At 43.8% G+C, this 24,288-nt stretch carries 20 protein-coding genes; 9 read left to right on the forward strand and 11 right to left on the reverse strand.

Annotated elements, in window-relative coordinates; translation table 11 throughout:
* Positions 1 to 37 precede the first annotated feature (37 nt).
* A complete protein-coding gene (locus tag AC19MV_RS12435) occupies positions 38 to 460 on the reverse strand; it encodes an acyl-CoA thioesterase (protein WP_432402227.1) in 423 nt (140 codons plus the stop codon).
* A gap of 119 nt (positions 461 to 579) precedes the next feature.
* On the opposite strand from AC19MV_RS12435, the gene AC19MV_RS12440 reads away from it, so the two are divergent.
* Entirely contained in the window at positions 580 to 1,614 is a 1,035-nt protein-coding gene (locus AC19MV_RS12440) for a hypothetical protein (protein WP_432402229.1), read from the forward strand.
* 102 nt (positions 1,615 to 1,716) lie between these two features.
* On the opposite strand, the gene mtnC is transcribed toward AC19MV_RS12440, so the two are convergent.
* Entirely contained in the window at positions 1,717 to 2,397 is a 681-nt protein-coding gene (gene mtnC, locus AC19MV_RS12445) for an acireductone synthase (protein ID WP_498298507.1), read from the reverse strand.
* Positions 2,398 to 2,599: 202 nt separating this feature from the next.
* On the opposite strand from mtnC, the gene AC19MV_RS12450 reads away from it, so the two are divergent.
* Positions 2,600 to 3,817 carry an alpha/beta hydrolase-fold protein gene (locus tag AC19MV_RS12450; RefSeq protein WP_498307916.1) on the forward strand — a complete coding sequence of 406 codons (1,218 nt, stop codon included), beginning with the start codon at positions 2,600 to 2,602 and terminating at the stop codon, positions 3,815 to 3,817.
* Positions 3,818 to 3,895: 78 nt separating this feature from the next.
* Here the strand turns inward: AC19MV_RS12450 and AC19MV_RS12455 are convergent, their stop codons facing one another.
* Entirely contained in the window at positions 3,896 to 5,764 is a 1,869-nt protein-coding gene (locus tag AC19MV_RS12455; protein WP_498307918.1) for a DUF885 domain-containing protein, read from the reverse strand.
* A 414-nt stretch (positions 5,765 to 6,178) separates the two neighbouring features.
* Here AC19MV_RS12455 and AC19MV_RS12460 point away from each other — a divergent pair, with 414 nt between their 5' ends.
* Positions 6,179 to 6,418, forward strand: a complete 240-nt coding sequence (locus AC19MV_RS12460; protein ID WP_498307919.1) for an HP1242/YdcH family protein — start codon at positions 6,179 to 6,181, stop codon at positions 6,416 to 6,418.
* Between the two features lie 544 nt (positions 6,419 to 6,962).
* Here the strand turns inward: AC19MV_RS12460 and AC19MV_RS12465 are convergent.
* The 3 genes from AC19MV_RS12465 to hutI form a co-directional block, all read right to left on the reverse strand.
* Positions 6,963 to 8,627 (reverse strand): amidohydrolase, encoded by a 1,665-nt coding sequence (locus AC19MV_RS12465; protein ID WP_498307921.1) that lies wholly within the window; start codon positions 8,625 to 8,627, stop codon positions 6,963 to 6,965.
* Between the two features lie 120 nt (positions 8,628 to 8,747).
* Positions 8,748 to 9,524, reverse strand: coding sequence for a haloacid dehalogenase type II (locus AC19MV_RS12470; protein WP_498307923.1), 777 nt, complete (start codon positions 9,522 to 9,524; stop codon positions 8,748 to 8,750).
* A 206-nt stretch (positions 9,525 to 9,730) separates the two neighbouring features.
* Positions 9,731 to 10,963: an imidazolonepropionase gene (gene hutI, locus AC19MV_RS12475; protein WP_498307924.1), complete on the reverse strand. Its 1,233-nt coding sequence runs from the start codon at positions 10,961 to 10,963 to the stop codon at positions 9,731 to 9,733.
* A 134-nt stretch (positions 10,964 to 11,097) separates the two neighbouring features.
* On the opposite strand from hutI, the gene hutC reads away from it, so the two are divergent.
* The 5 genes from hutC to AC19MV_RS12500 all read left to right on the forward strand — a co-directional run bounded on the left by hutC (position 11,098) and on the right by AC19MV_RS12500 (position 18,427).
* Positions 11,098 to 11,802 (forward strand): histidine utilization transcriptional repressor HutC, encoded by a 705-nt coding sequence (gene hutC / locus AC19MV_RS12480; protein ID WP_498307926.1) that lies wholly within the window; start codon positions 11,098 to 11,100, stop codon positions 11,800 to 11,802.
* Positions 11,803 to 11,950: 148 nt separating this feature from the next.
* Positions 11,951 to 13,621: a urocanate hydratase gene (gene hutU, locus AC19MV_RS12485; protein WP_498307928.1), complete on the forward strand. Its 1,671-nt coding sequence runs from the start codon at positions 11,951 to 11,953 to the stop codon at positions 13,619 to 13,621.
* 3 nt (positions 13,622 to 13,624) lie between these two features.
* Positions 13,625 to 15,163: a histidine ammonia-lyase gene (gene hutH, locus AC19MV_RS12490; protein WP_498307930.1), complete on the forward strand. Its 1,539-nt coding sequence runs from the start codon at positions 13,625 to 13,627 to the stop codon at positions 15,161 to 15,163.
* 522 nt (positions 15,164 to 15,685) lie between these two features.
* Positions 15,686 to 16,948, forward strand: a complete 1,263-nt coding sequence (locus AC19MV_RS12495; RefSeq protein WP_498307932.1) for a mechanosensitive ion channel family protein — start codon at positions 15,686 to 15,688, stop codon at positions 16,946 to 16,948.
* A 33-nt stretch (positions 16,949 to 16,981) separates the two neighbouring features.
* Positions 16,982 to 18,427, forward strand: a complete 1,446-nt coding sequence (locus AC19MV_RS12500; RefSeq protein WP_498307933.1) for an alpha/beta fold hydrolase — start codon at positions 16,982 to 16,984, stop codon at positions 18,425 to 18,427.
* A 5-nt stretch (positions 18,428 to 18,432) separates the two neighbouring features.
* On the opposite strand, the gene AC19MV_RS12505 is transcribed toward AC19MV_RS12500, so the two are convergent.
* From AC19MV_RS12505 to AC19MV_RS12525, 5 genes are all read right to left on the reverse strand, one after another.
* Entirely contained in the window at positions 18,433 to 19,005 is a 573-nt protein-coding gene (locus tag AC19MV_RS12505; RefSeq protein ID WP_498307935.1) for a lysophospholipid acyltransferase family protein, read from the reverse strand.
* Positions 19,006 to 19,173: 168 nt separating this feature from the next.
* Positions 19,174 to 19,641 (reverse strand): DUF2489 domain-containing protein, encoded by a 468-nt coding sequence (locus AC19MV_RS12510; RefSeq protein WP_498298485.1) that lies wholly within the window; start codon positions 19,639 to 19,641, stop codon positions 19,174 to 19,176.
* A gap of 112 nt (positions 19,642 to 19,753) precedes the next feature.
* Complete coding sequence (gene yihI / locus AC19MV_RS12515; RefSeq protein WP_498298483.1) at positions 19,754 to 20,302, reverse strand: Der GTPase-activating protein YihI; 549 nt, start codon at positions 20,300 to 20,302, stop codon at positions 19,754 to 19,756.
* A gap of 55 nt (positions 20,303 to 20,357) precedes the next feature.
* Positions 20,358 to 21,020: a class I SAM-dependent methyltransferase gene (locus AC19MV_RS12520; RefSeq protein WP_498307937.1), complete on the reverse strand. Its 663-nt coding sequence runs from the start codon at positions 21,018 to 21,020 to the stop codon at positions 20,358 to 20,360.
* Positions 21,021 to 22,129: 1,109 nt separating this feature from the next.
* Entirely contained in the window at positions 22,130 to 22,753 is a 624-nt protein-coding gene (locus AC19MV_RS12525) for a c-type cytochrome (protein WP_498307939.1), read from the reverse strand.
* Positions 22,754 to 23,018: 265 nt separating this feature from the next.
* Here AC19MV_RS12525 and yihA point away from each other — a divergent pair, with 265 nt between their 5' ends.
* Entirely contained in the window at positions 23,019 to 23,684 is a 666-nt protein-coding gene (yihA, locus tag AC19MV_RS12530) for a ribosome biogenesis GTP-binding protein YihA/YsxC (protein WP_432402265.1), read from the forward strand.
* The last annotated feature ends 604 nt before the right edge of the window (positions 23,685 to 24,288 follow it).

Below are 24,288 nucleotides of genomic sequence, written 5' to 3' on the forward strand. Positions count from 1 at the left end.
CTTGTAGTGTATTGATTTCAATATTTATTACAGACATTTACTGATGCTTCGATAGGGCGGCCAGTAATTCTGGGGTTAATTTGGCTTTTTGTCCCGTTTTAAAGTTAAACATCACCACTTTAGCCCAGCCCTGTGTTGTGACCGATTGCTGAGCCTGGCTAAACACGGTGTAATGCATCACGAAGCGGTCTTCTGTAATGTCGCTAATTTTGATGCCTACAATAATTGAGTCAGGAAACGTCAGCGGGCGCTTAAAGCGGGCGTTAGTTTCGCTTAATACCGGGCCTACACCTGTGGTTTTTAAGTCGGCAAGTAGGTTAATTTGATTAAAGAAATCGAGACGCGCCGTTTCAAAATACTTAAAGTAGACCGAATTATTAACATGTTGCAGTGCATCCATTTCCCCCCAGGCGACTTGAATTTGAGTGCTGATAGCGTGTTTGGCTAAAAAGTCTTCCATGGGATACCCTGTGTGAGATTAAAATTAAACGCTTGTTTGAAAGCGTCGTTAATCTACCAGCCACAAGACGGAACAACAAGGGTTATGGCCACTGGCCGACAATTTATAAGGACTTTATCTTGCCAAAACCGACATTATTAACCACCTCTAGCACATGGCTGTCGTCTGGTTGGGCGGTATTTTCAGCACGGCTAACAAGGTTACAAACCCAACTAAGCTTACCGCAAAAGTTGTATCTGCTTGCGATAGTATTATTGTTTACTACAGACTCTGTGGTGTGGGTAGCAGTGATTAGTGTTATTGCAATGTCGATTGAGTTTTGGCATTTGTTTGAACGTATGTGGCACAGTTTGGCGGGTAAGGCGGTGTTATTATTGTTTTATGCCATAGTGGCTAACTTTGCGGTTGCCAGTTCAAGCTCGGTGGTAAACGATGTAGTGGGCGTGGCATCGAACAGTTTCAATTACACTCACAACTTTGCAATATTGCTCTATATTCCTGCGTGGAGCGTGATTATGAGCAGTATTGTGTTGTTGCTTTTACAGCTTATTTTCCCGCTAATGTTTAGCGTGTCGTTTTTATTGCGTCCTTTTGGCGTGACTAATTTTAGACTGATTAATCATCAACATTTTCATCGCACCACATTTTGGGTGCGAGTGGTGCTTGCGGCTGTGGTGTTGTATCACTTAGCCATGTTAATGGATCTTTACGGCCAAGTAGAAAAAGCCTTAGACGACCCGCAAGTAGTGCAACTCGTTGAGGCCCAACCTGAAGAAGCGTTGATAGTCGAAAATGATTTAGCTTTGGTTGCGAGCGGCCTAGCAAAAGAGGTGAAGCCGAAACCTAAACCAGTACCTAAAGCTAAAACGGCGGCAGAAATAGAGCGTGAAAAAGAATTAGACGCTATTGATGAAATTGCTAAACAACCTTATAACCAACTACGCAGCCAGTATTTTTCGAGCGTGCGTAAAGCGATTGCCTTATTTGCGTTCCAGCTTGAGGCCAATGCCAAATCGCGTTGTAAAAAGTCAGCGAAGTCGCATGTGGTAGAGCTTAATGATTATGAAATTTTAGAGATCACCCCTGATATCAATGGCGAATATGGTTACCATTTTGAAGTGAAGAAATGCATTTCGCCGGCGTTTCCCAGTTAAGTCTGGTGAGTTATAGTGAGCTAGGTGAACGAGCTTTGCTTTTAACGAAAACAAAAAACGACCTTAAGGTCGTTTTTTAGTCATATTGTTTAAACCTGAGGCTTAGTCAAAATGCAGCTCATTAAAACTGGTCACTTTTTTACAATCTGCTTGGCGCTGGCCGGCAAATCGAAGCATTTGGCAGGTTGTCATTCCCGCTGCTGCAGCGGCTTTTAGCTCTTCAGCAACATCTGACACAAACAAAATTTGCTTTGGCTTGAGGCTAATCGTATTGCAAATGTTGCAGTAGGCTTGCTTGTCTAATTTATTGCCAGTGCGACTATCAAAATGGCCGCTAAATGAAGGGGTTAAATCACCTGAGTCAGAGTGGCTAAATAACAGTTTTTGTGCTTCGACAGAACCTGAAGAAAAGCTATAAATACGGATACCTTTTTCTTTAATGCGCTCAATGCTGTCGATAAAATCAGGGTAAATATGCCCTGTAAAATCAACACGATTGTAGCCTTGCTTCCAAATCAAACCTTGTAAGGTTTTCAGAGGAGTAACTTTACGGTCTTCGTCGATCCACTGCTGTAAAATTTCGGTCACACGCGCTAACGAGGCATCTTGCTCAAGGGCGATATCTTTAATGTCGCTGATGCAACAATCAACCAAAACATTGTGTTGGTTTTGCTCAAGAAACTCAGCCATTGCAGTGCGTGAATATGGAAATAACACATCCTGAATAAAGTTAAGATCGGTAGTGGTACCGGCGGTATCAACGATGATAGCTCTAATACTCATAAGATTTGTGACTCCCAAACAATAATTAACTTAATGATGATCCTATGCTTTATTGGCCGCTAAGGCTAGTGCTATTGATTATATTGCGTCGAGGTTTGACGACTTTTAGTACAAGATGTGAGCTAGATTTAGATAATGCTAAATTGCCTTGTGTTAGTGGGTCTGTTAGGTTCAACAAGGTGTATAAAACAAGGACGATAATATGGCTACAGTAATTAACGGCTACACCACTAAGGGATTGAATTTATGGGGGCGATGCCTGTTTATTGGCTCGCTGTTACTGAGTGTCATCGCTGTAAATACCCATGCTGCGAATGCGCCGAAAATTGATGCATTTCCACAACCGCAAACCGAGATCCTCAGCGTTAACTTAAACTCATTTAGCACCGCGGCCGACTTTGTTGTGACGTTACCTCATGGCTATGCCGAGCACCCCGACAAACGTTATGTGGTGTTATTGGATCTCCATCCTCGCAGTCATTTGTATTTAAGCGGTATGCACGATTGGATGAGCCATAATGGTGGTTGGCCGTGGTTAGACACCATTATTATTACTGCGCCAAATGGCCATAAAGGGTTGGGGGAGTTAAAGTCTGCCGCGATTGAGAAACGAGGCGATCAAGGATTACTCGACTTTTTTGAACAGCATTTGCTGCCAGCCATCGACAAACAATACCGCACCAATGGCTTTCGAATTTTTAACGGCTTTACTGGCAATGCTGGCTTAGTGTTGCATAGCTTACTCAATCGTCCTCAGTTATTTAATGCTTATATTGCTGCCAGCCCAGTGCTGTCTGATGATTTTGCCTTTGTGCTAAACGATGCGCCTAAGCGGCTTAACACTCTCAAGGGTAAGCAAAGATTGTTGTTTATGAGCACCAGTGACAGCGATTTTGAACAAAGACAACTCGACTCGTTTGCCATGCTTGAAGATATGCTTGTAACCCACGCCAATGCGCAACTGAGTTATAAAATAAAACGATTGGATGGCAGTTACTATATGACGCAACCCATTTTGGCGACGGCCATGGGTATCGAGATGATATTTAACGATGTGCATACTGTATTGGCTGCAGACTCCGCAATATCACAACAAGGAACGAGTGCGATTTTAGCCTACTATAAACGCTTGTCTGATGACGTGTATGGTTTTGATGTACCCGCTATTGATTCGTTATTGGCACTTGGAGACAGTTTTGTTGACAATAATCCTGCACAAGCGATTGCGGTCTATCAAGATACGCTAAATGCTTATCCGAAGGCGCATACCGCGTATCATGCTTTAGCCATAGTATATGCGGACTCAGGCGAGTTAACTAAAGCGATTGCAGCTGAAAAACAAGCCTTAGCAAATACTGAACATCCGTTTTATCTGAACAAATACACTCAGCAATTAGCGACATTTCAACAGACGGAATAATAAATCAATCGGTAAATGCAAAATGTCACAGGGCAAGTGTTGCCCTGTGACAGGTATCATTATGGCGTGTTAATCCGTTTATTGTGCGGTTTCGCTGGTTAGCCACTGGTTAATTTTTTGTTCCATTAAATCCAGCGGCAATGCGCCGTTTTCTAATAAACGGTCGTGAAACACTTTAATGTCGAACTTATCGCCTAAGGTTTGTTTGGCTTTTTCACGTAACTCAATAATTTTCAATTCACCGAGTTTGTAACCTAGCGCTTGCCCTGGCCATACGGTGTAACGTTCAATTTCGGCTGTGGCTTCTGATTGATGAATTCCTTCGGTGGCAATGGCATAGTCAATGGCTTGCTCGCGGCTCCAGTCTTTTGCATGCATGCCAGTATCTACGACTAAACGCACTGCACGATGCAGCTCAGATTGTAGGCGCCCAATATCGTCAATTGGGTCATCGGCATAAATGCCCATTTCGGCAGCTAAACGTTCAGCATACAAGGCCCAACCTTCACCCGCAGCGTTAGAGTAAAACACGGTACTGAGTAATGGCAGCTCATCAGATAAGCCAATAATGGTTTGCAAATGATGCCCGGGATTGGTTTCGTGGTAAGTCAGGGTTTGCAATGAATATGATGGCAATGAAGCCGTGTCATATAAGCTTATCCAAAACGTACCTTTACGGCTGCCATCTTGTGATGGTGCATCGTAAAATGCGCCACTAGTTGATGCCGCACGGCTGTCTGGTACCGCTTCAATCGCTACGTCTTGATTGGGTAAACGACCAAACCATTGCGGCAACTTAGCGTCAATAAGTGCTAAATCAGCATCAATATCGGCCATCAGCTGTTGCTTGCCTTCAGGTGTATTGGGGTAAAGGTATTTGGGATCATTTAGCAATATCTGCATGCGCTCACCCACAGTGCCGTTAACATAGCCGACTTTTTTCAGTAATCCGTCCATTTCTGCGGTGATACGTGCAACCTCTGTTAACCCAAGCTGATGAATATCCTCAGCGGTTCTGTTTGAGTTACCTAAATGCTGGATCATTGCTTTGTACAGCTTTGCACCTTGGGGTAGGTGGCCAATACCTGCATTATGGCGAGCCTTGGGCTGCACAGCTTCTAGTGCAGCAATTAATTGGCGGGTTGCTGCGTAGTATTTGGTATCGACTAATTCAGCGGCTGATTTAACCAAAACGTCACGATTAACCACGTTAGCCGTATTGAGTTTAGCGTTAAAGCTGGTGACTAAAGGGTGAGTTTTTGCCGGGCCACTTATTTGAGATTTTAAGCCGATCAAGGTGTTATTAATCACAAAGTCTGGCGGGATAACACCCACTTCTACATCATGGTTTAATTTGTCGATTAAGGTGCCCATCGCCGCAGGGTACATGCTTAAGCGAGTTAAATAAGCCTCTGCTTCGGCGGTATTGGTGACGGCAAATTTGTCTTCCATGTAACCTGGAAACTCAATCTGTAAGCCTGATAAATGATTCACAGCATAAGGTAAAAACCACACGCCATATTCGCCCAAGACCGTGCCATAATTAACTACTTTAGCGGGTAATAATGCGCCTTTAATTTCAGACTCAATGGCCGCTAAGCTGACTTTTTCTGATTCGGTTAACGTTTTAACGTCAATGGCTTCAAGCTGCTTGAGCATCGCTTTTAAGCCATTACGCCGATGGGTTTCACCTGATGGGCTGTAGTCAGTGAGTTTTGACATGATTGTGGCATTGATGCTGGCATCACTGACACCATAATAAGTGGCAATTTCTGGGCGCATGACAAAGAAATCTTTAGTTATTGAGGCCATTTGTTGCTTAAGGCTTTGGCTTGTCGCGGCGCTAGTTTGGCTCGCTTCACCTGTTGTGCTGTCGGTTGGGGTTGCTGAGTCAGTACATCCGCTGACAAGTAGGGCGATTACTAGGGCGTTTATTATTTTATTCATGGATTACTCTGCCGGGCTGGTTGGCGAATTAGGCTACATAGCCAATGACTTCTCGTTATACTTCTCGTTACTTGTGCTAACGACTTATGCCAACTACTTATGTAAGTGAATTAGTCGGTTTTGCTAGTCAATCAAGGTGTTGAATGTCGATGGCTTTTACGGTTATTGACGACGGTTACTGACTAGGTTTTTTCACCAGAGGTGTAAGCTTGGTGATGTATCGTGTCCGATTTTGGTTATGGTAGCAGTTTTTAGCGTTAGATCACGATTTTACCGAGTACAGAAATATAGTCTAACCTTAGGACTGTTTAATACTGTTATTTAATCCCCTTATTAGCGCCTTATTTAGTGCGCAATATTGCTACAAATCCTTAGAACTGCTTATTAATACGGTTAAATATAAAGGAGCGAGATATGTTAGGTGAAAGCCATGCGTTATTAGTCGATTTTCCTGAGTACACAGTGACCATTTTAACGTTAATTGATGGTGACAGTGAGTTTGCTGCCAATGCTCGTCGATATCATGATTTAGACACTGAAATCCGCAAATTAGAGTTGAGAAATTCCCCAACGAGTGATGAGTTTATGCATCAAGCTAAACACGAGCGATCTGTGCTTAAAGATAAGCTTCATCTTCAATTTACTAAAGCATAGAGGTTTTTCGGCTGCGAGGTGTCGATAGTATTTTTCATCTTCCCGGCAGTGTTTTTAAGCCGGGATCTAGGTGTTAGTTTTTGTCGTGTTTACTCATGCCCTGTGGTCACTAACGTCGTGGCGTTTCGCCCACAACAGACCAAGAGGAAACCAACGGCTGTTCCCTCTTTCTTTTTTATAAAAGAACTGGCCCAGCCGCCACATCAAAATTATCCCATTTGATTTAAATAATAGAGGCGATAATTCGCGACGTGGTTAAATCCAGCTTTTTGACTGCGCTTATAGCCAGCTTCGGCCCATCTTGTCATAAAGAGTGAAAATGCTAACGCATCAGATGGGTGTCTGATGTGAATTCCTTCACATCAGACAAGTGGCTGAGCAACAGGGATGTACTGGTGCGTGTCGGAGAGTGAATGCCATGATGAACCTATGAAATGAGTATTCAGTGATACATTCTTGGCTCTAAGGTTTTCAAGCTAATTCAAGCTAATTCAAGCTAATTCAAACTCGATCTAATACACAATTAATTCATGCTTTATATCATTTACTCTTTCACAAACACCTGACGGCCGTTTACCCAGGTGGCGATGACTTTGTTTTGCCATATTTGTTGCGGGTTGATAGCAAAGTAATCGTCCTCAACCAGAATAAAGTCTGCTTTCTTGCCGGATTCTAGCGTACCTAATAACTGCTCTTGGTGGCCGGCATAGGCTGCGTCGATGGTGAAGCTTTTAAACGCTTCAATACGCGACAATTTCTCACCCGCTAACCAACCATCTAAAGGTTTGTTGAGATGATCTTGACGGGTGACAGAAGCGTGTAGACCAAAAAATGGGTTTGGCGATTCAATAGGAAAGTCTGAACCATTGGCGATGACCGCATTAGCGTTTAACAATTTACGCCAAGCATACGCACCGGCGAGGCGGGCTTTGCCTAAGCGGTTTTCAGCCATGTTCTTGTCACTGGTGGCGTGGGTTGCTTGCACTGACGCGATAACGCCAAGCTGAGCAAAGCGGGGCACGTCGGCAAGGTCGAGTATTTGTGCATGTTCAACCCGGTGGCGTAATGCTTTTGAGTCAGTTGCTGCGATGGCGGTTTGATATTTATTGAGCACCACTTGGTTGGCGTTGTCGCCAATGGCATGGGTGTTGACCTGAAATCCGGCTTTCATTGCCTGTAAAATGAGTTTGCCTAATTGCTCGTCTGAATACAGCATTAAACCTTTGTGACCGGGTTGATCTGAATATTCTTTAATTAACGCAGCACCGCGGCTACCTAAGGCGCCGTCGGCAGATATTTTTACACTGTCGACTTTAAACATGTCGTCGGCAGTGGTGATGTGGCCTTGTTTTAAGATGTTATCAAACCTTGGATCTTCAACCGACAGCATGCCATTGACTCGTACGCTCATGGCATTGTTAGCCGCCAAATGTTGATATGCTTTAATGTTATCGATGCTGATCCCGGCATCATGTACGCTCGTGAGTCCGTATGAGGCTAAGCTGTCCATTGCTAGGGATAAGGTTGATTGTAATTGCTGCTGATTAAGGTCTGGAATGATGTTAAAGACTAAGTTCATCGCATTATCGATAAGCACACCGGTAGGGTTACCTTGCTCGTCTTTAACTATTTCGCCGCCTTCTGGCGCAACAGTCGTGGCGGAAATTCCGGCCAGAGCTAACGCTTTGCTATTAACCCAAATGGCATGGCCATCAACACGGCTAAAAGATACTGGATTAGCTGTAAAGGCTTTATCTAATGTGTCTTTGGTTGGGAATTGTTTGCTGTCCCATAACTCCTGGTTCCACCCGCGGCCCATTAACCAACTGCCTGTGGGGTTTTTCTTAATGAATGCTTGGGCGCGTGTTACGGCGTCTTGTTCGCTACTGGTGTTGGTTAAATCAGCGGTTAATAAGCTTAAGCCGTAACTGAGCACATGACCGTGGGCGTCGATTAATCCTGGCAGTAAGGTTTTACCTTTACCATCAATGGTGATGATATCGGTTGAAGAGGGTAAAGTCTGGTCTTTGGTGAAGAGTTGGTCGACTTTATCGTCGGTGAACTGAATGGCATTAAAGGTGTGTAATTTACCGTTAACTAAGGTGTAGCCATTAACATCATGCACTAATGTGGTTTGCGCAACGGTGCTGGCGCTTAAACCGGTAAGGCACAATGCTACCGACAGTGCTAAATACCCTTTTTTCATCATTTTATCCCTTTATGCAATTCATAATTCAACACTTATTAAATGTTAATTAATCGTTAATGGCAAGGGCTAAAACAATTGAAAAAATCGCCTAACAGGGTTAGGCGATTGTGGTGCTGATGCTTATTTAAATTTAGCTAACGTTTTCGCTAAATCATTCACATCTAGCACGTTGTAGTCAGGCTGTGCCGCAAGTGGGAACAACACTTTACCAGGACGACGAATAAATGCAGTTTGTAGGCCTGCCTTATCGGCACCAGCAATATCCCAACCGTGGGCTGCAGCCATTAGGGCTTCGTTAGCGTTAACGCCTAAATCTTTAATGGCCCATTGGTAAGTGCTTAAATGCGGCTTAAATACACCAACAGACTCGATGCTTAAGTTTGCATCAAAATATTGGCTTAAGTTTGCATTTTTAAGCTGTAATTGAACGCCTTCTAATGATGAATTCGTTAAGGTTACGAGCTTATAACCTTGAGCTTTTAATGCCGCTAAACCCTCTGCAACATCTGGATGCGCTGGTAAAGAGCGTAATGGCGTAACAATAGCGGTTTTAGCTTGTTCGTGAGTGATGGCAATGCCGTTAATTTCGGCCACCATTTCGAGTGATGCCACTCCAATATTACCAAACGATTGATACTCGCCAGTCGCTGAAACCACTAAAGAGTGATGCAACATGGTTGAGAACCATAATGGCAATAAATCGTCACGACCATTTAGCGCAGTACCGACTGATTTACGCATATTTTCTAGATCTAACAGGGTTTCATTCACATCAAAAATAATCACTTTTGGCTTGGTGAGTTGTGCTGCTGATTCTGTTGAGTCATTAGCAAAAGCGTTGCTGCTGTTAAGCAACAAAAATGCACTAGCAAGTGATAGTAGTGTGCGGATTTTCATAATACCTCTGTCAATATAGGTTAGGTTAAGGATAAATAATTTTGAGCGTTCGTTCATAATATGCCTAGCCTAAATGAAATAGAGCTTAAAATCACCCTTTAATTGATATTGGCTGTTGAGTGAAACCGTGATCGTGTGTTTGAAATGAACTTTAAATACGCTAAAAACCGGCGGCAGTCATAGCATACCAACGCCGGATATATAGCTTAGCGAGGCAGGGCAACCACCTGGCCATTTTTGACCACGCTTTGACAAGGATTAACCCCATAGGCATACGCCAGTTGCGCAGGAGTGCTGATATCCCATAAGCAAAAATCGGCCTGTTTGCCCACAGTAATACTGCCAACGCGATGCTCGAGCCCTAATGCCTTGGCGGCATTAAGGGTCACACCTTGTAAGGCTTCTTCTGGGGTTAACCTAAATAAGGTACAAGCCATGTTAAGCATTAATAAGGTTGAACAAATCGGTGATGAACCGGGGTTAAAGTCGCTGGCAATCACCATCGGCACCTTGTATTGACGCAGTAAATCGATTGGTGGTAATTGAGTTTCGCGTAAAAAGTAAAAAGCCCCGGGTAATAAGGTCGCGCAGGTACCACTTTCGCTTATCGCTTTAACTCCCGCCTCGTCTAAATACTCAATATGATCAACCGACTTAGCATTCAAGCTTGCGGCTAAGGCGCTACCACCCATATTAGATAACTGTTCAGCGTGTAGTTTTATCTGCAACCCGGCTTGTTTAGCCGCGCTTAATACTCGCTCAGTTTGCTCAAGATTAAAGGCGATATTTTCGCAAAATACATCAACAGCATCCGCTAAACCTTCCGCAATAACTGCGGGCAGCATGTCATTAATCACAAGGTCGACATAACCGTCTATATCGTTCTGGTATTCTGGCGGAATGGCATGGGCGCCTAAAAATGTGGTGCTAACATCGATATGATGATGCTCGCCAAGCTCACGAGCGACCCGCAATAGTTTGAGTTCGGTTGCGGTATTTAAGCCGTAACCCGATTTAATCTCAACGGTGGTAACACCTTCCCTGGCGAGGGCATTTAAGCGTTGGCGGCCTAATTCAAATAACTCTGCTTCGTCGGCATCGCGACAGGCATTAACCGTTGAAATAATACCGCCACCTGCGCGGGCAATATCTTGATAACTGGCGCCTTGGAGTCGTTGTTCAAACTCGTTGGCGCGATTGCCAGCAAACACCAAGTGAGTGTGCGCGTCGATAAGTCCTGGGGTTATCCAACCCCCTTTACCTCTGTAAACCGGCGTTGCCAAAACATCAAATTCGGGCAGTTCACTGCGAGGGCCGACCCAGGCTATTTTACCGTCTTTTACGGCAATCGCAGCTTGAGGTATCGTCCCGTAAGCACCATGAACACTCGGGTCCATCGTTGCTACGTTGACATCTATCCAGACTTGATCCCACACCATTAAAACCCCTAGAAAGACAAAATCGCGGTAAATAATTATTCGCTAAACAATACTTGTTTTAACTTGTATATACAAGGTAGAGTTGATGCAGTAATAAACAATCATCCTATTTTAATGAGCGTGGAAACCCTGATATGGCCCAAGCAAAATTTGCCCAAATTAAACAATTTATTTTGAGCCGTATTGAAACAGGCGAATGGCAAGAAAACGAACGCGTGCCGTCTGAAAACCAATTAACGGACTTGTTTGCGTGTAGTCGCATGACCGCAAGGCGGGCGTTAACAGAGCTGGTGGACTCGGGCGTGTTAGAGCGTACTCAAGGCGTGGGGACTTTTGTTGCGGGGTTAAAATCACAATCGTCACTGTTGGCCATTCGTAATATTGCCGACGAAATTAAAGACCGTGGCCATGGTTATAGCGTTACACCGCTTGAGTTAACACAAATATCTGCCACAACCGTTGTCGCAAATGCGTTAGGGCTTGAGGTTGGCAGTCCGGTGTTTTATTCGGTTTTGGTGCATTGCGAGCAAGGTTTGCCCCTGCAAGTGGAAGAGCGATTTGTTAATCCTACGTTGGTTCCCAATTATTTAGCACAAGACTTTACGTTGCAGACGCCCCACGAATATCTCTCTGCCGTAGCGCCGTTAACTGAAGCGCGCCATACCGTTGAAGCCATCATGGCCAATGAACGATTACAGCAGCAATTAGCGATAACTGCGACTGAACCTTGTTTACAAATTTTACGCCGCACCTGGTCGCGCCAAGGAGTGGTGAGTTTTGCACGGCTAGTGCATCCCGGTAGCAAGTTTAAATTAACCTCTGCGTTGGTAAACAAATGATGCCAATCAATGAATTTATCGTACCCAGTTAGCAGCTATAAGATTAATACCTAAAACCTAGACCTAAGACCTAAGACCTAAGACCTAAAATTTATCACAACAAGACCAATAAAAAACCAAACCGAATTAATCGGTTGAAGAGGATAATATGGACAAACGACACGACCCAAGCCGTCGCATTATTGCGCCACACGGTACTCAATTACAGTGTAAAAGTTGGCTAACCGAAGCGGCAATGCGGATGTTAATGAACAACCTTCACCCCGATGTGGCTGAACGCCCGGAAGATTTAGTGGTATACGGCGGTATTGGGCGCGCCGCACGTGACTGGCAAAGTTACGACAAAATTATTGAAGTATTGCAGCGCCTTGAAGACGATGAAACCTTATTGGTGCAGTCGGGTAAACCTGTTGGGGTGTTTACTACACATGCGAATGCGCCAAGAGTGATTATTGCTAACTCAAACCTAGTGCCACATTGGGCTAACTGGGAGCACTTTAACGAGCTCGATAAAAAAGGCCTGGCGATGTACGGCCAAATGACCGCTGGTTCGTGGATTTACATTGGTTCGCAAGGCATTGTGCAAGGTACTTACGAAACCTTTGTTGCCATGGCAAAGCAGCACTTTAATGGCTCGTCAGCAGGTAAGTGGATTTTAACTGGTGGCTTAGGCGGCATGGGCGGCGCACAACCAATGGCCGGTACCATGGCGGGTTACTCGGTACTCACCTGCGAAGTGGATGAAACCCGTATCGATTTTCGCATGCGCACGGGGTACGTCGACAAAAAAGCCACATCATTAGACCAAGCCTTAGCGATGATTTACGAAGCAAACCAAAACGGCAAGCCTGTTTCAGTCGGTTTATTAGCCAATGCTGCTGATGTGTTTACTGAGTTAGTGACCCGCGGTATTACCCCTGATGTGGTGACCGACCAAACTTCCGCGCACGATCCATTAAACGGCTATTTACCGCAAGGTTGGAGCTTAGAATACGCAGCGAAAATGCGTAAAACTGACGAAGCTGCTGTGGTTAAAGCCGCTAAACAGTCGATGGCGGTGCAAGTGAAAGCCATGTTGGCATTGCAAGCAGCAGGCGCAGCTACGACCGATTATGGCAATAATATTCGTCAAATGGCATTTGATGAAGGTGTAACAAATGCCTTTGATTTCCCTGGATTTGTGCCTGCGTATGTTCGACCTCTATTTTGTGAAGGTATTGGACCATTTCGTTGGGTTGCGCTGTCTGGCGATCCTGAGGATATCTACAAAACCGACGCTAAAGTTAAAGAGCTTATTCCTGATAACCCCCATTTACACAATTGGCTCGATATGGCGCGTGAGCGCATTGCGTTTCAAGGTTTGCCTGCACGTATTTGCTGGGTCGGTTTAAAAGATCGTGCCCGTTTAGCGTTAGCGTTTAATGAAATGGTCAAAAACGGCGAGTTGTCGGCCCCAGTAGTCATTGGCCGAGACCATTTAGATTCAGGCTCGGTTGCCAGCCCCAATCGTGAAACCGAAGCCATGCTTGATGGCTCAGATGCGGTGTCAGATTGGCCATTGATGAATGCGTTATTAAATACCGCCAGTGGCGCCACCTGGGTGTCGTTGCATCATGGTGGCGGTGTCGGCATGGGCTTTAGTCAGCATTCTGGTGTGGTGATTGTGGCCGATGGTACCGATGAGGCGGCTGTTAGGCTAGGGCGCGTATTGTGGAATGACCCTGCAACTGGGGTGATGCGTCATGCCGATGCGGGTTACGACCTTGCAAAAAAATGTGCCAAAGAGCAAGGCTTAGACCTGCCAATGTTAGGAGCATAACCCATGTCGACTTACTCATTTGAATTGATCCCAGGCACCTTAACACTGGCACAAGTCCGTGCTATTAGCCGTAATAGCGTTAAGCTAACGCTTGCCAAAGATGCGATTAAAGACATTAATCAAAGTGCTGAAATTGTCCAGCAAGTGCTGCGTGAAGGTCGTACTGTATATGGTATTAACACTGGGTTTGGCTTGTTAGCCAACACCAAAATAGCGCCGCAAGATTTACAAGTTTTGCAGCGTTCAATTGTGTTGTCCCATGCCGCAGGTATTGGCCAATATATGCAAGATGCCACGGTGCGTTTAATGATGGTGTTAAAAATTAACTCATTAAGCCGTGGGTTTTCTGGTATTCGTTTAGAGGTGATTGAATTTTTAATTCAGTTAGTGAATGCCGGCGTATATCCGTGCGTACCCGAAAAAGGCTCTGTAGGTGCGTCTGGCGACTTAGCACCATTAGCACATATGTGTTTGCCATTATTAGGCGAAGGCGAAATGAGCTACCAGGGACAGATTATACCGGCAAGCGAAGGACTAGAGATTGCAGGATTAGCACCGATTGAGCTGGCCGCTAAAGAAGGCTTGGCATTATTAAATGGCACGCAAGCATCGACCGCATTAGCGCTTGAAGGCCTGTTTAATGCAGAAGATTTGTTTGCCGCCAGCTCTGTTATTGGCGCCATGAGTGTAGAGGCGGCAATGGGCAGTCGTAGTCCATTTGATGCACGTATTCATGCGGCGCGTGGTCAAAAAGGTCAAATTGATTCGGCGGCGATATTTCGTCATTTGTTAACAAGCGAGTCAGAGATCAGCCAAAGCCATACCAATTGCGAAAAGGTGCAAGATCCATACTCACTGCGTTGTCAGCCACAAGTATTGGGTGCGTGTTTAACTCAAATTCGCCAAGCAGCAGAGGTGTTAGGCACTGAAGCCAATGGCGTCACCGACAATCCGCTCGTGTTTCAAGATACTGGCGACATTATTTCGGGTGGTAACTTCCACGCTGAACCAGTGGCAATGGCGGCAGATAATTTGGCGATCGCGATTGCTGAAATGGGCTCGATTGCTGAGCGACGTATGGCATTATTAATTGACTCTAGCTTGTCAAAGTTACCACCCTTTTTAGTTAATAATGGTGGGGTGAATTCAGGCTTTATGATTGCCCAGGTCACGGCAGCCGCACTGGCGTCTGAAAACAAAACCTATGCGCATCCTGCTTCGGTAGACAGCTTACCAACATCGGCAAACCAAGAGGATCATGTGTCGATGGCCACTTTTGCCGCGCGACGCTTGCGTGACATGAGCGAAAACACCCGCGGCGTGCTCGCCATTGAATTATTGGCTGCGGCGCAAGGGCTAGATTTTAGAGTCCCATTGCAACCCAGTGCATCAGTGGCTTTGGCTAAAGCAGAGTTAAGGGAGGTTGTGTCGTTTTATGATCAGGACCGCTACTTTGCCCCAGATATCGAAAACTCGGTCGATTTATTGCTTAGTGCCAGTTTCAATCGACTATTACCGCAAGGGTTAATGCCAAGCTTTTAGGTCAGATTTTTAGACAACACTTTTGTCCACACTTTTAGCGTTAAATTAATACCCAATCAACTTGAAGATACGTGTTTCAGAGCTTCACCGTGTTTTCAATACTAGGCGCGTTAATGCGGTAATGTAGGCACCTTATAAATTAGCGCAACAACGTAGTGGAAACACGGTGAAACTCCCAAGGGGCAAGTTTTACACGCGTTTATGCTGTGTTATTGATTTTGGAAAGGGAACGACCATTACCCGCAATCAATGCCTTGCTTAAACGCGTGTAAATTCTTGCTGAAATCGAGCATCTTCAGGTTGTTTGGGTATATATAATAAAAGGGCCGCAAGGTCCTTTTTATTCGGTAAAATTTCTGAAATATTGCTGGTGGTATGTTGAGTTAAGGTTATTGAATGAATGTGCTGAATTGAATCGTCATTTAAGTGCATAATGTTGGCTGTAAACCTTTACACTCTGGTTTGTCTTTTTGGATATTAAACGTTCTTTTGTGTAAAGGACAATGTTGCTAAGGATTGTGTGTGAATACAGAAGTACGTATTGAAATTGCGGCCTGGTTAACGAGCCTAGGTATTAACAGCCAACCTACAGATGGGTTAGCGACCTCGATATTAATTTTCTCCTGTTTATTGATTGCTGGGGTCGGTTATTACATTGCACATCGTTTTGTGGTGCATGGGTTAAATGTGATTATTCGTCGTTCGTCGGTGACGTGGGACGATATCTTTATGCGTTTCAATGTACTCGAACGCCTTGCGCTATTGGTACCAATAGCGATTCTCGACTTGCTCATACCGATAGTGCTGACGTCACATGACCTTGCCAGCATGATTATTGATCGCTTGCTGAGCTCGTTATTAGTGTTTTTCATCTTACGCGCTATTTACAGCGCATTGAATGCCGCTGATGAAATTGCCGACGTTAATCATATTAACCGCCGCTTACCCGTAAAGAGCTTTGTTCAGTTAACCAAATTATTCTTGTTTTTTATTGGTTTAATTGTTGTCTTCGCGATCTTAGCCGACCGGTCGCCTATTTATTTCTTTAGTGGTTTAGGTGTTGCCACTGGTTTAGTGATGTTGGTGTTCCGCGACACTATTTTAGGTTTTGTCGCGGGTATTCAGTTAGCGGCGAACCGTATGGTGAGTAAAGGCGACTGGATCCAAATGGATAAGTACGCTGCAGACGGTGCGGTAGAAGATGTGACGCTAACCACGGTCAAAGTGCGCAATTGGGACAATACCATTACCATGATCCCTGCCTACGCGTTGGTGTCTGACGCCTTTAAAAACTGGCGTGGCATGTCTGAGTCTGGCGGTCGCCGTATTAAACGTTCAGTGAATATCGACGTTAACAGTATTCAGTTTTTAACCGATGAAGAACGTATTCGCTTAGGCAAAGTTAATTATTTAAAAGAATACTTGCCGCAAGCGTTCAGTGAAATCAGTGCCGCTAATGCCAGTATTAGTGACATTGAGATGAAAGTGAATGGCAGAAGACTCACTAATATCGGTACTTTTAGAGCGTATTTACAAGAGTATTTGCGTCGTCATGACAAAATTCATAAAGACATGACGTTAATGGTAAGGCAGTTGGCTCCGACTACCGAAGGCTTGCCGATAGAGCTGTATATTTTTACCAATGATATCCGTTGGACTTATTACGAGGCGATTCAAGCGGATATTTTTGATCATATTTTTGCGGTATTACCCGAGTTTGGCTTACGTGCATTTCAAATACCGACCGGAAATGATATCCGCAGCATTAAACAAGGTGCTGAATAAAATTGGTCATCGTGCAATATAAAGGAATTTGAAGTGGGTAAGTTATTTGCGCTGATGTGCTTGGCTTTGCTAATGGTGCCTGCACAGGCTAATTGGTTAAACGACATCAATCGGAAAGTCCGTTCTTTGGGTGCAGAAGAAGCACAATTCGCCACACCACTTTCAGCGTTAGAGTTGGCAGACTACCCATCTCAATATCAATATCAACGTGTGATGGTTCCGAGCCATGACACGCCTTTATTTGTGCTCCAAGCAGGGCTTGAGCATCAAGATACCGTGGTACTCATACATGGCCTAGGTGATTTAGCCTCTAAAGATTGGCTTAGAGTTATCCCTGCATTAGCCGAAAAATACCATGTAGTGGCGATTGATTTACCAGGTTTTGGTTTGTCGCAAGGCGTGGTATTTACTTACTCTCCAAAAGAATATGCCAAAGTGATTGACTGGGTTATTGGACAGTATCGTCATGCTGGGCAACTGCGCTTGGTTGGTCATTCAATGGGGGCAGCGATTAGTTTGTATTATGCCAGCCAATATCCTGGGCGTATTGAACAACTGGTATTGGTCGATGCCGCAGGCATTTTAGATCGCACTGCATATATTAAACATCTTTCCACCCGTGATAATGATCAGGCTGATTTACCACAAGGCATGAGGCGAGTATTAGCGCGAGTCGATAACTTTGCCGATAAAATGCTTGAAAAAACCGGCACCGGATTTGACCCAACACGGTTATTTAGCGCTGATTCGTCAGTGCGTAATATGACCATTGGCGAGCAAACGAATATGAATGCCGCATTGGCGCTCATGGAGCAAAACTTTTCGGTGCTCAGTTACCAACAATTGCCTGCCACCCAGATCATTTGGGGGGCACAAGATACCGTAGCACCACTTCGCACAGCCTATGCTTTGCAACATGTGTTGCCTTTGTCTCAATTGCATGTGATTAACGATGCTGGCCATGTGCCGATGAAATCTCACCCTCAGGTATTTAATTCATTATTACTGGCTAGCTTGCAAGCCTCTGCTACCGTGCGCCCATTACGCACGGCTAATCTTAGCCAGCGTGTTGGACGATGTTTTCAAGATGATCAAACCCAATTTAGTGGTCAATACCAACAGATTATATTGAATGATTGTAAGCTCGTGCGTTTTGATAATGTGGATACGCAACAACTCATCATGACTGATTCGATACTCAACATGGCAAAGAGTCGGATTGGTGCAGTAGGCCAAACAATGACAGTCACTCGCAGTGTTATTACTGCAACAGATACCGACATAGTGGGCAGAATGAAAAGTGATCGCAGTCGTTTTGATTTTGCCGGAGTGACTTTTTACGGCGAGTCGCCAGTGTTTGTATCGCAAGCATCGACTCGGCTGGTATTGTCGCTAACAAGAATTATCACTGCTACCCACTCAACACGACTGGGTGGCAGTTACGTATTGGCCGAACAAAGTTTAGAAAGCGCCTTATAAATCGTTTACCGTCGCTCTGTGGGCGCTTGTAATTGGTAAACGGGGATGTTTTTGGGGCGATAACCTGTAATTGAGCGGTAAAAATCCATTAATTGATTCATTTCAGCTTCAATATTACCGGTAGACACCATTGGCGCCGAGAGCACAATTTTTTTACGGCCAAAATCTAATCCCACAGGAATAATCTTAACCTCAGCTTTAACGGCAATATGATAAAAGCCACTTTTCCAGCGGGTAACTGGGCTGCGCGTACCTTCTGGTGCCAGAGCTAATTTATAGTTGGGGTTTTGTTGAAACAGTTGGGCAGCGGCATCTACTAAATTGTTATGTTTGCGTCTATCCACAGGGCTGCCTCCCATTGCACGAAATAACCATCCCCAGGGGGCGATAAACAATTGGTGTTTACCTAAAAAGTGGATTTTAGTGCCTAATGCGCTGCGGGCCATAATACCGATGATAAAATCCCAGTTACTGGTATGAGGGCCGACTATCATCACGCACGGTTGAGTTTTATCGAGTTGTCCTTCAAACGTCCACCCCAGTAGACGCAGTAATCCTGAGCAAAGTGTAGTTAACATATTGAGTCCTAATCAGAGCATTTATGCTTCTTGTTATTAGTTTTTCGCACCCAATCGGTGCGTTTAGTGATTAAAGCATATAACCCATTATTAGCCAATTGTGTATGAGGATGAACGCTGCGGGCTGACTAAGTGAGTCGCGTCCGCAGTGATGTTGCTAAGGGAGTGTTAATGAGTGGTCGGTTTATTAAATTCAGCAATACGTTTGGCTTCGTCTAATATGACTTGTTCTCGCTCTGATTCTGATTTCATTCGTTCAAAATCAAATTTCATCCGTTGCTGTTTAGGCAGCGCTTGGCGTGCGTCCATAATCGGATGGTCTCTGATAATGTCATAGTGAGCGAACAAATTAGGGAAATCAGTGGCGACTTGTTCCGACATTGATAATGCATCAAACAATTTACCGATGCGTACGACACCTTCAGAGAGCTCGCAACGGTCCTCTAGCATGGCCGCCGCAATATAGCGGATATCGGTTAGGATTTGTTGTCTTCGCTCTTCTGCCTTGGCTTGACGTTCAGCTTGCGCTTGTTGGTTAGCCTCAGTACGACGCTTAAGCGTTAATAATAGGTGAGTAGCGTACGCGGCAAGGGCGATGATAATGAGTAATGCAATAACTATGGCGATTGTTGGCACAATTTATCCTTTTTTGAATACAAAACTGGCGCGTACCTAGTTGATTTGGTATTTACCCAATCAACTCGGTGTGCGCCAGTTTATCCCATTCAAATGAAATTCATTGAGTGGTTTAGTCTTCTTTTTGATAATCTTTTAGCAGATCGGCACCCGATTCAAAACGATTCATTAACTCATCGTCAGTCAGTTGCTTTTTAGGGCTTGGCGCTGGCGACTCATCACCTTCAGTTAAGCCTAAGCGTTGCATTAACTGTTCAATTTTATCTAATTGAACGTCTAGCCACTTTTGATCAGCATCAGGAAGATCACGACCTTCTTCAAGTTGATCAAGCAATTGATTCAGTCTTGGATCGTCTTCTAACTTTAATAACTTTTGCTCGTCAGTTAAGTTAGGCTGTTTAGGCTTAACCACTAATGGCTCTGTAATTGATTTAGGCAATGTTAATGCAACCGGCTTTTTACTGCCATGGCGTGCATCTTTTTTTACCGCTGCGCCACTACCTGATGCTTTACTGAGTAAAGCTTCATTGTGGCGGCTGCCAGATTTACGGCCCGTTTCTGATTTCTTACCATCGACCGTGTTGCGATCGGCTTTTTTTACTCTTGGGGCAAACTTAGGGCCGTTTTCGCCGCCTTTGCGAGTTTTTTTACTGCGAGCCATGATGTTCTCGTTAGGTTTTCTAAACACGTCCTTACAGAGCAATTTCTATAAGGCACTAAATATGGATGCGCTTTATATCAGGTTTTGACGATTTTTGCATCAAAACCAGATCTTTCGATGCAAATAATAGCTCAAAATCGCTATTGGAGGCTAAATATTCGAATGTTACTTGCTGATAAAAGCTGACATGAGTGGGATTGTTTTTATAGTGCCACTTTGCAAATAAGGCTTTGTCGGTCATCAATGGCGTACTAATGGCTAACCAACCATTAGGTTTAATCAATTGATTGAGTAATTTCCATTCTCGGTATGGATGCCTAAAGTGCTCAAAAACGCGATAACAGCAAACAAAATCGTAGCTTTGATTTAATACAGATTGATCTGCTGCGAAGAACGGGTCGTATTGATTAACTCGATGACCGGCCTCGGTAATGGTTTGTTGGCTTTTTTCATCTAATACTCTGCCAAAGTTTAACCCTGTTAAACTGCCTGTTTGTTGTTGCGAGATTTGTTGTAATAACGGTAATACAAATTGTGATAATTGCTTTTGTTTTGAGGAACGTTGCGCTCGACCATAGCGTTGTCGTTCTAGGTTAGGCATAAGGTGTGATTTTGGATTAGCGAAAATTAAGCCGCACTGTGAGCAGGCGTAGAAAGCTCTTTTTTTGTCTTGCACAAAAAACGCAGCTGAATGATGACAAAGTGGGCATGGGCTCATTAACGACAGCAGCACCTTAGTAAACAATATATATAGTGATAACAGTAAATTATATCAATGTCCAAATTCTAATGCAGATTATACCATTCCACATTAATAAGTGACCACTCAGAATGCGTCCAGCGGTTTTTGATTAAGGCGTTGCTATGTAGTAATGGTTGTTCCCTTTCAAATAGCGAGAACGCAGAGCAAAAGCGGCTGGTGCATTCCTTTCAGGCGAGTTTTAAAAGGGCTTACACTGCGTTGCATGACTTCGAAAGAGAACAACTATTCATTCAGTCATTCGCCTTGTTTAAGCCCTTTTAAATTCTCGCTAAGAGATCATTTACTAACGCGCAATGATATTAGTAGAAATAGACTTGCAGACGATAGAACCCTAAAAAAAGCATAAAAAAAGGTGGCAGTAAACTGCCACCTCGTAAAACAGTGCTTATACGCACCTTATTCTGATTCCAAGTATCCGTACTTGCTATGTGACTATCCCGGTCAGATCGTAACTTTTATTGTGCTTTCCGTGCTTTTTTAGTTGTTATTGGTCATCTCTGACGCTTTTTTATATTCTGTCGCCGTCCTGACTACAGCTTCCGTAGATGGTCTTCAATGACGCATCATTATCCTAATTGTCTTCTGTGACTAACAGTCAACCATCCTTGTTTTAATGTACCTTCGAGTAAGCTTCTTGTGGGCGCATCTTCAACAATATGTTGGATTTGCGGTTATTTGAATCATTCAAATAACACCAAAAGGGTTACTCTGTTGTGTAAGGCAGTGCTAAATAGCAAATTGACCAGTCGGTCTGTTCCTTACAAATTTTACGACCTGGATTTCAAATTGAAACCGCGACTCATATTATTATTGTTGAGTGGCCTTAAATTATTATTGTTATGTGTTTTCTTTATTCTTATATCTTAAATGTATCAGTCCGAAATCTGCTTGATGTTATTAGATTTATGGTTCAAACAGTTGGGTTTACCTCGGTACGGGGTGTATTTAACTCTAAAACCGTGAACTGTGTCAAGTAATAATCCGTGAAGTTGACGTAAACGTAAACTTCGGGTGGTAAAAAAAGGGCATTTAAATGCCCTTTTTATTATTCAATATTAAGCTAATTACTTCTTAATGGTTGAAATATATTTAGATAATGCTTCGATATCTGCATCAGATAATTTTTTAGCAACATCTTGCATCATGCCATTCAAATCGTTGTTACGAGTACCGTCACGGAACTTAGTTAACTGGATTTTGATGTAGTTAGCATGTTGACCACCAATCATAGGGAAGCCAGCTGCGCCAGCGCCACTACCATCTGGGCCATGACATGCGATACAAGAGGTGATGCCGCGAGCTGCGTCGCCACCTTGGTATAGTTTTTCGCCTGCTTCAGCCCCTTCAACCGCTGGATTAGCTGATTGAGTTTGACTCGCAAAGAATGCAGAGATGTCAGCAATGTCTGTATCGCTTAATCCCATTGCCATACCGCCCATAATAGGGTCCATACGGCCTTCTTTACCACCCGTTTGCATGGCAGCGCGGAATTCTGTTAATTGCTTTTCAAGATATGCAGGGTGTTGGCCTGCAATTTTTGGGTACATATCGATCATGCTATTGCCGTCAACACCGTGACAGGCAGAACATACGATTACTTTAGTTTTGCCGACTTCAGCATTACCTTCAGCCATAGCAGGTGATGACATAGTGGCTACTACAGACAGCGCAAGAGCTAACTTTTTCATGGCGTTCCAACTTCTTGTTAATTTATTGTCCTGAGCTTACTAGGAAGACCCGCAAGCGTGGTAAAATAGTTTTTCCAAGCGCTAATGATGTAGTTTACGTCGTTCGAGTAGAACGAGATCAAATATTACTACATCACACATATCAGCGTTACTTGGGTATATAATGTGATCAAGCTAATATTTTACACGAAAACGTGCAAAAGTAAGCAATTGTTAAACATTTATGGTAATGCGTTTACTGAAAGTAATTAAATTGGAGTGACTAGTGACCGAATCTCGTATCGATTTCCGTAAGGCAAAATTTTTAATCAGTGCGCCAGATATTGCACATTTAGATCAGTATCTACCTGGGGATATCGGGGTTGAGATTGCGTTTGCTGGCCGTTCAAATGCGGGTAAGTCGAGTGCGTTAAATGCACTAACAGAGCAAAAAAGCTTAGCCAGAACCAGTAAAACGCCTGGTCGTACTCAGCTGATTAACGTATTTGAATTAGATGCCGACCGTCGTTTAGTCGATTTGCCGGGTTACGGTTTTGCCCAAGTACCATTGGCATTAAAAAATAAATGGCAGCAAGCATTAGGCGAATACTTGCAAAAACGCGCCTGTTTAAGTGGTGTTGTGGTGTTAATGGATATTCGTCATCCACTGAAAGATCTCGATATGCAGATGATTGAATGGGCGGTATTAAGCCATATTCCGGTGTTAGCGCTGTTGACTAAGTCAGATAAGTTGACCCAAAGCGTCAAGATGAAAACCGTTAATGATGTACGTAAAGCGTTAGGTGAGTTTAGTGACAAGGTACAAATTGAGCCGTTTTCGTCACTGAAAGGCACGGGTAAGCCTAAAGTGCTGAGTATTTTGAATGAATGGTGCCATCCTACATGGTTGGCTGAGCAAAAAGCGTTACGTGAGCAAACCGAACAAGAATAGCCTCTGATGTAATGCTGGCATGTTTTTGAATTAACCGACTTTATGTCGGTTTTTTTATGTAAAAATTCGGATGAAGAAATTGAGGCAAAAAAAAACCGACAACCAAGAGGCTATCGGTACAAAAATTAGCTCTTTTGGGGAGAAGCTAAATTCAACAAGACTCAAGTGCCACCAACTCAATTTGATGACCCTCAATAACCATAGAATAACTGCTTTTTTATCAAAGTTAAAGTATTTACTCTAAATATTTTTAGGTACGAAAAAAAACCAAAAAAAAGCCCCAGCAACCTAAGTTGCTGGGGCGCCGAATTTGGCTAGTCACTATTGCTAGTGAAATAAAGGTTTGAAAGATTGAACATCTTAACCTCTGTACCCTACGACTGAGATAATAGCGCATTCGCCTTAAAATGAAAAACTGTTTTTCATAAAAAGTAACAATAACTGTGATTGTCACTACAAAATTTTGCTTAATTGTTAACCATGTCGTGTGGATTGTTGAGTGTTTTACAAAGTCGTTAAGATTTATAACCATCCGCATGGCGCTTATTTTTAACGAAAGAAATTTTTGTAAAAATAGTGTGCAGGTTTGTAGAGTCCGGCTTAT

This window comes from Shewanella sp. MF05913 (assembly GCF_059758095.1).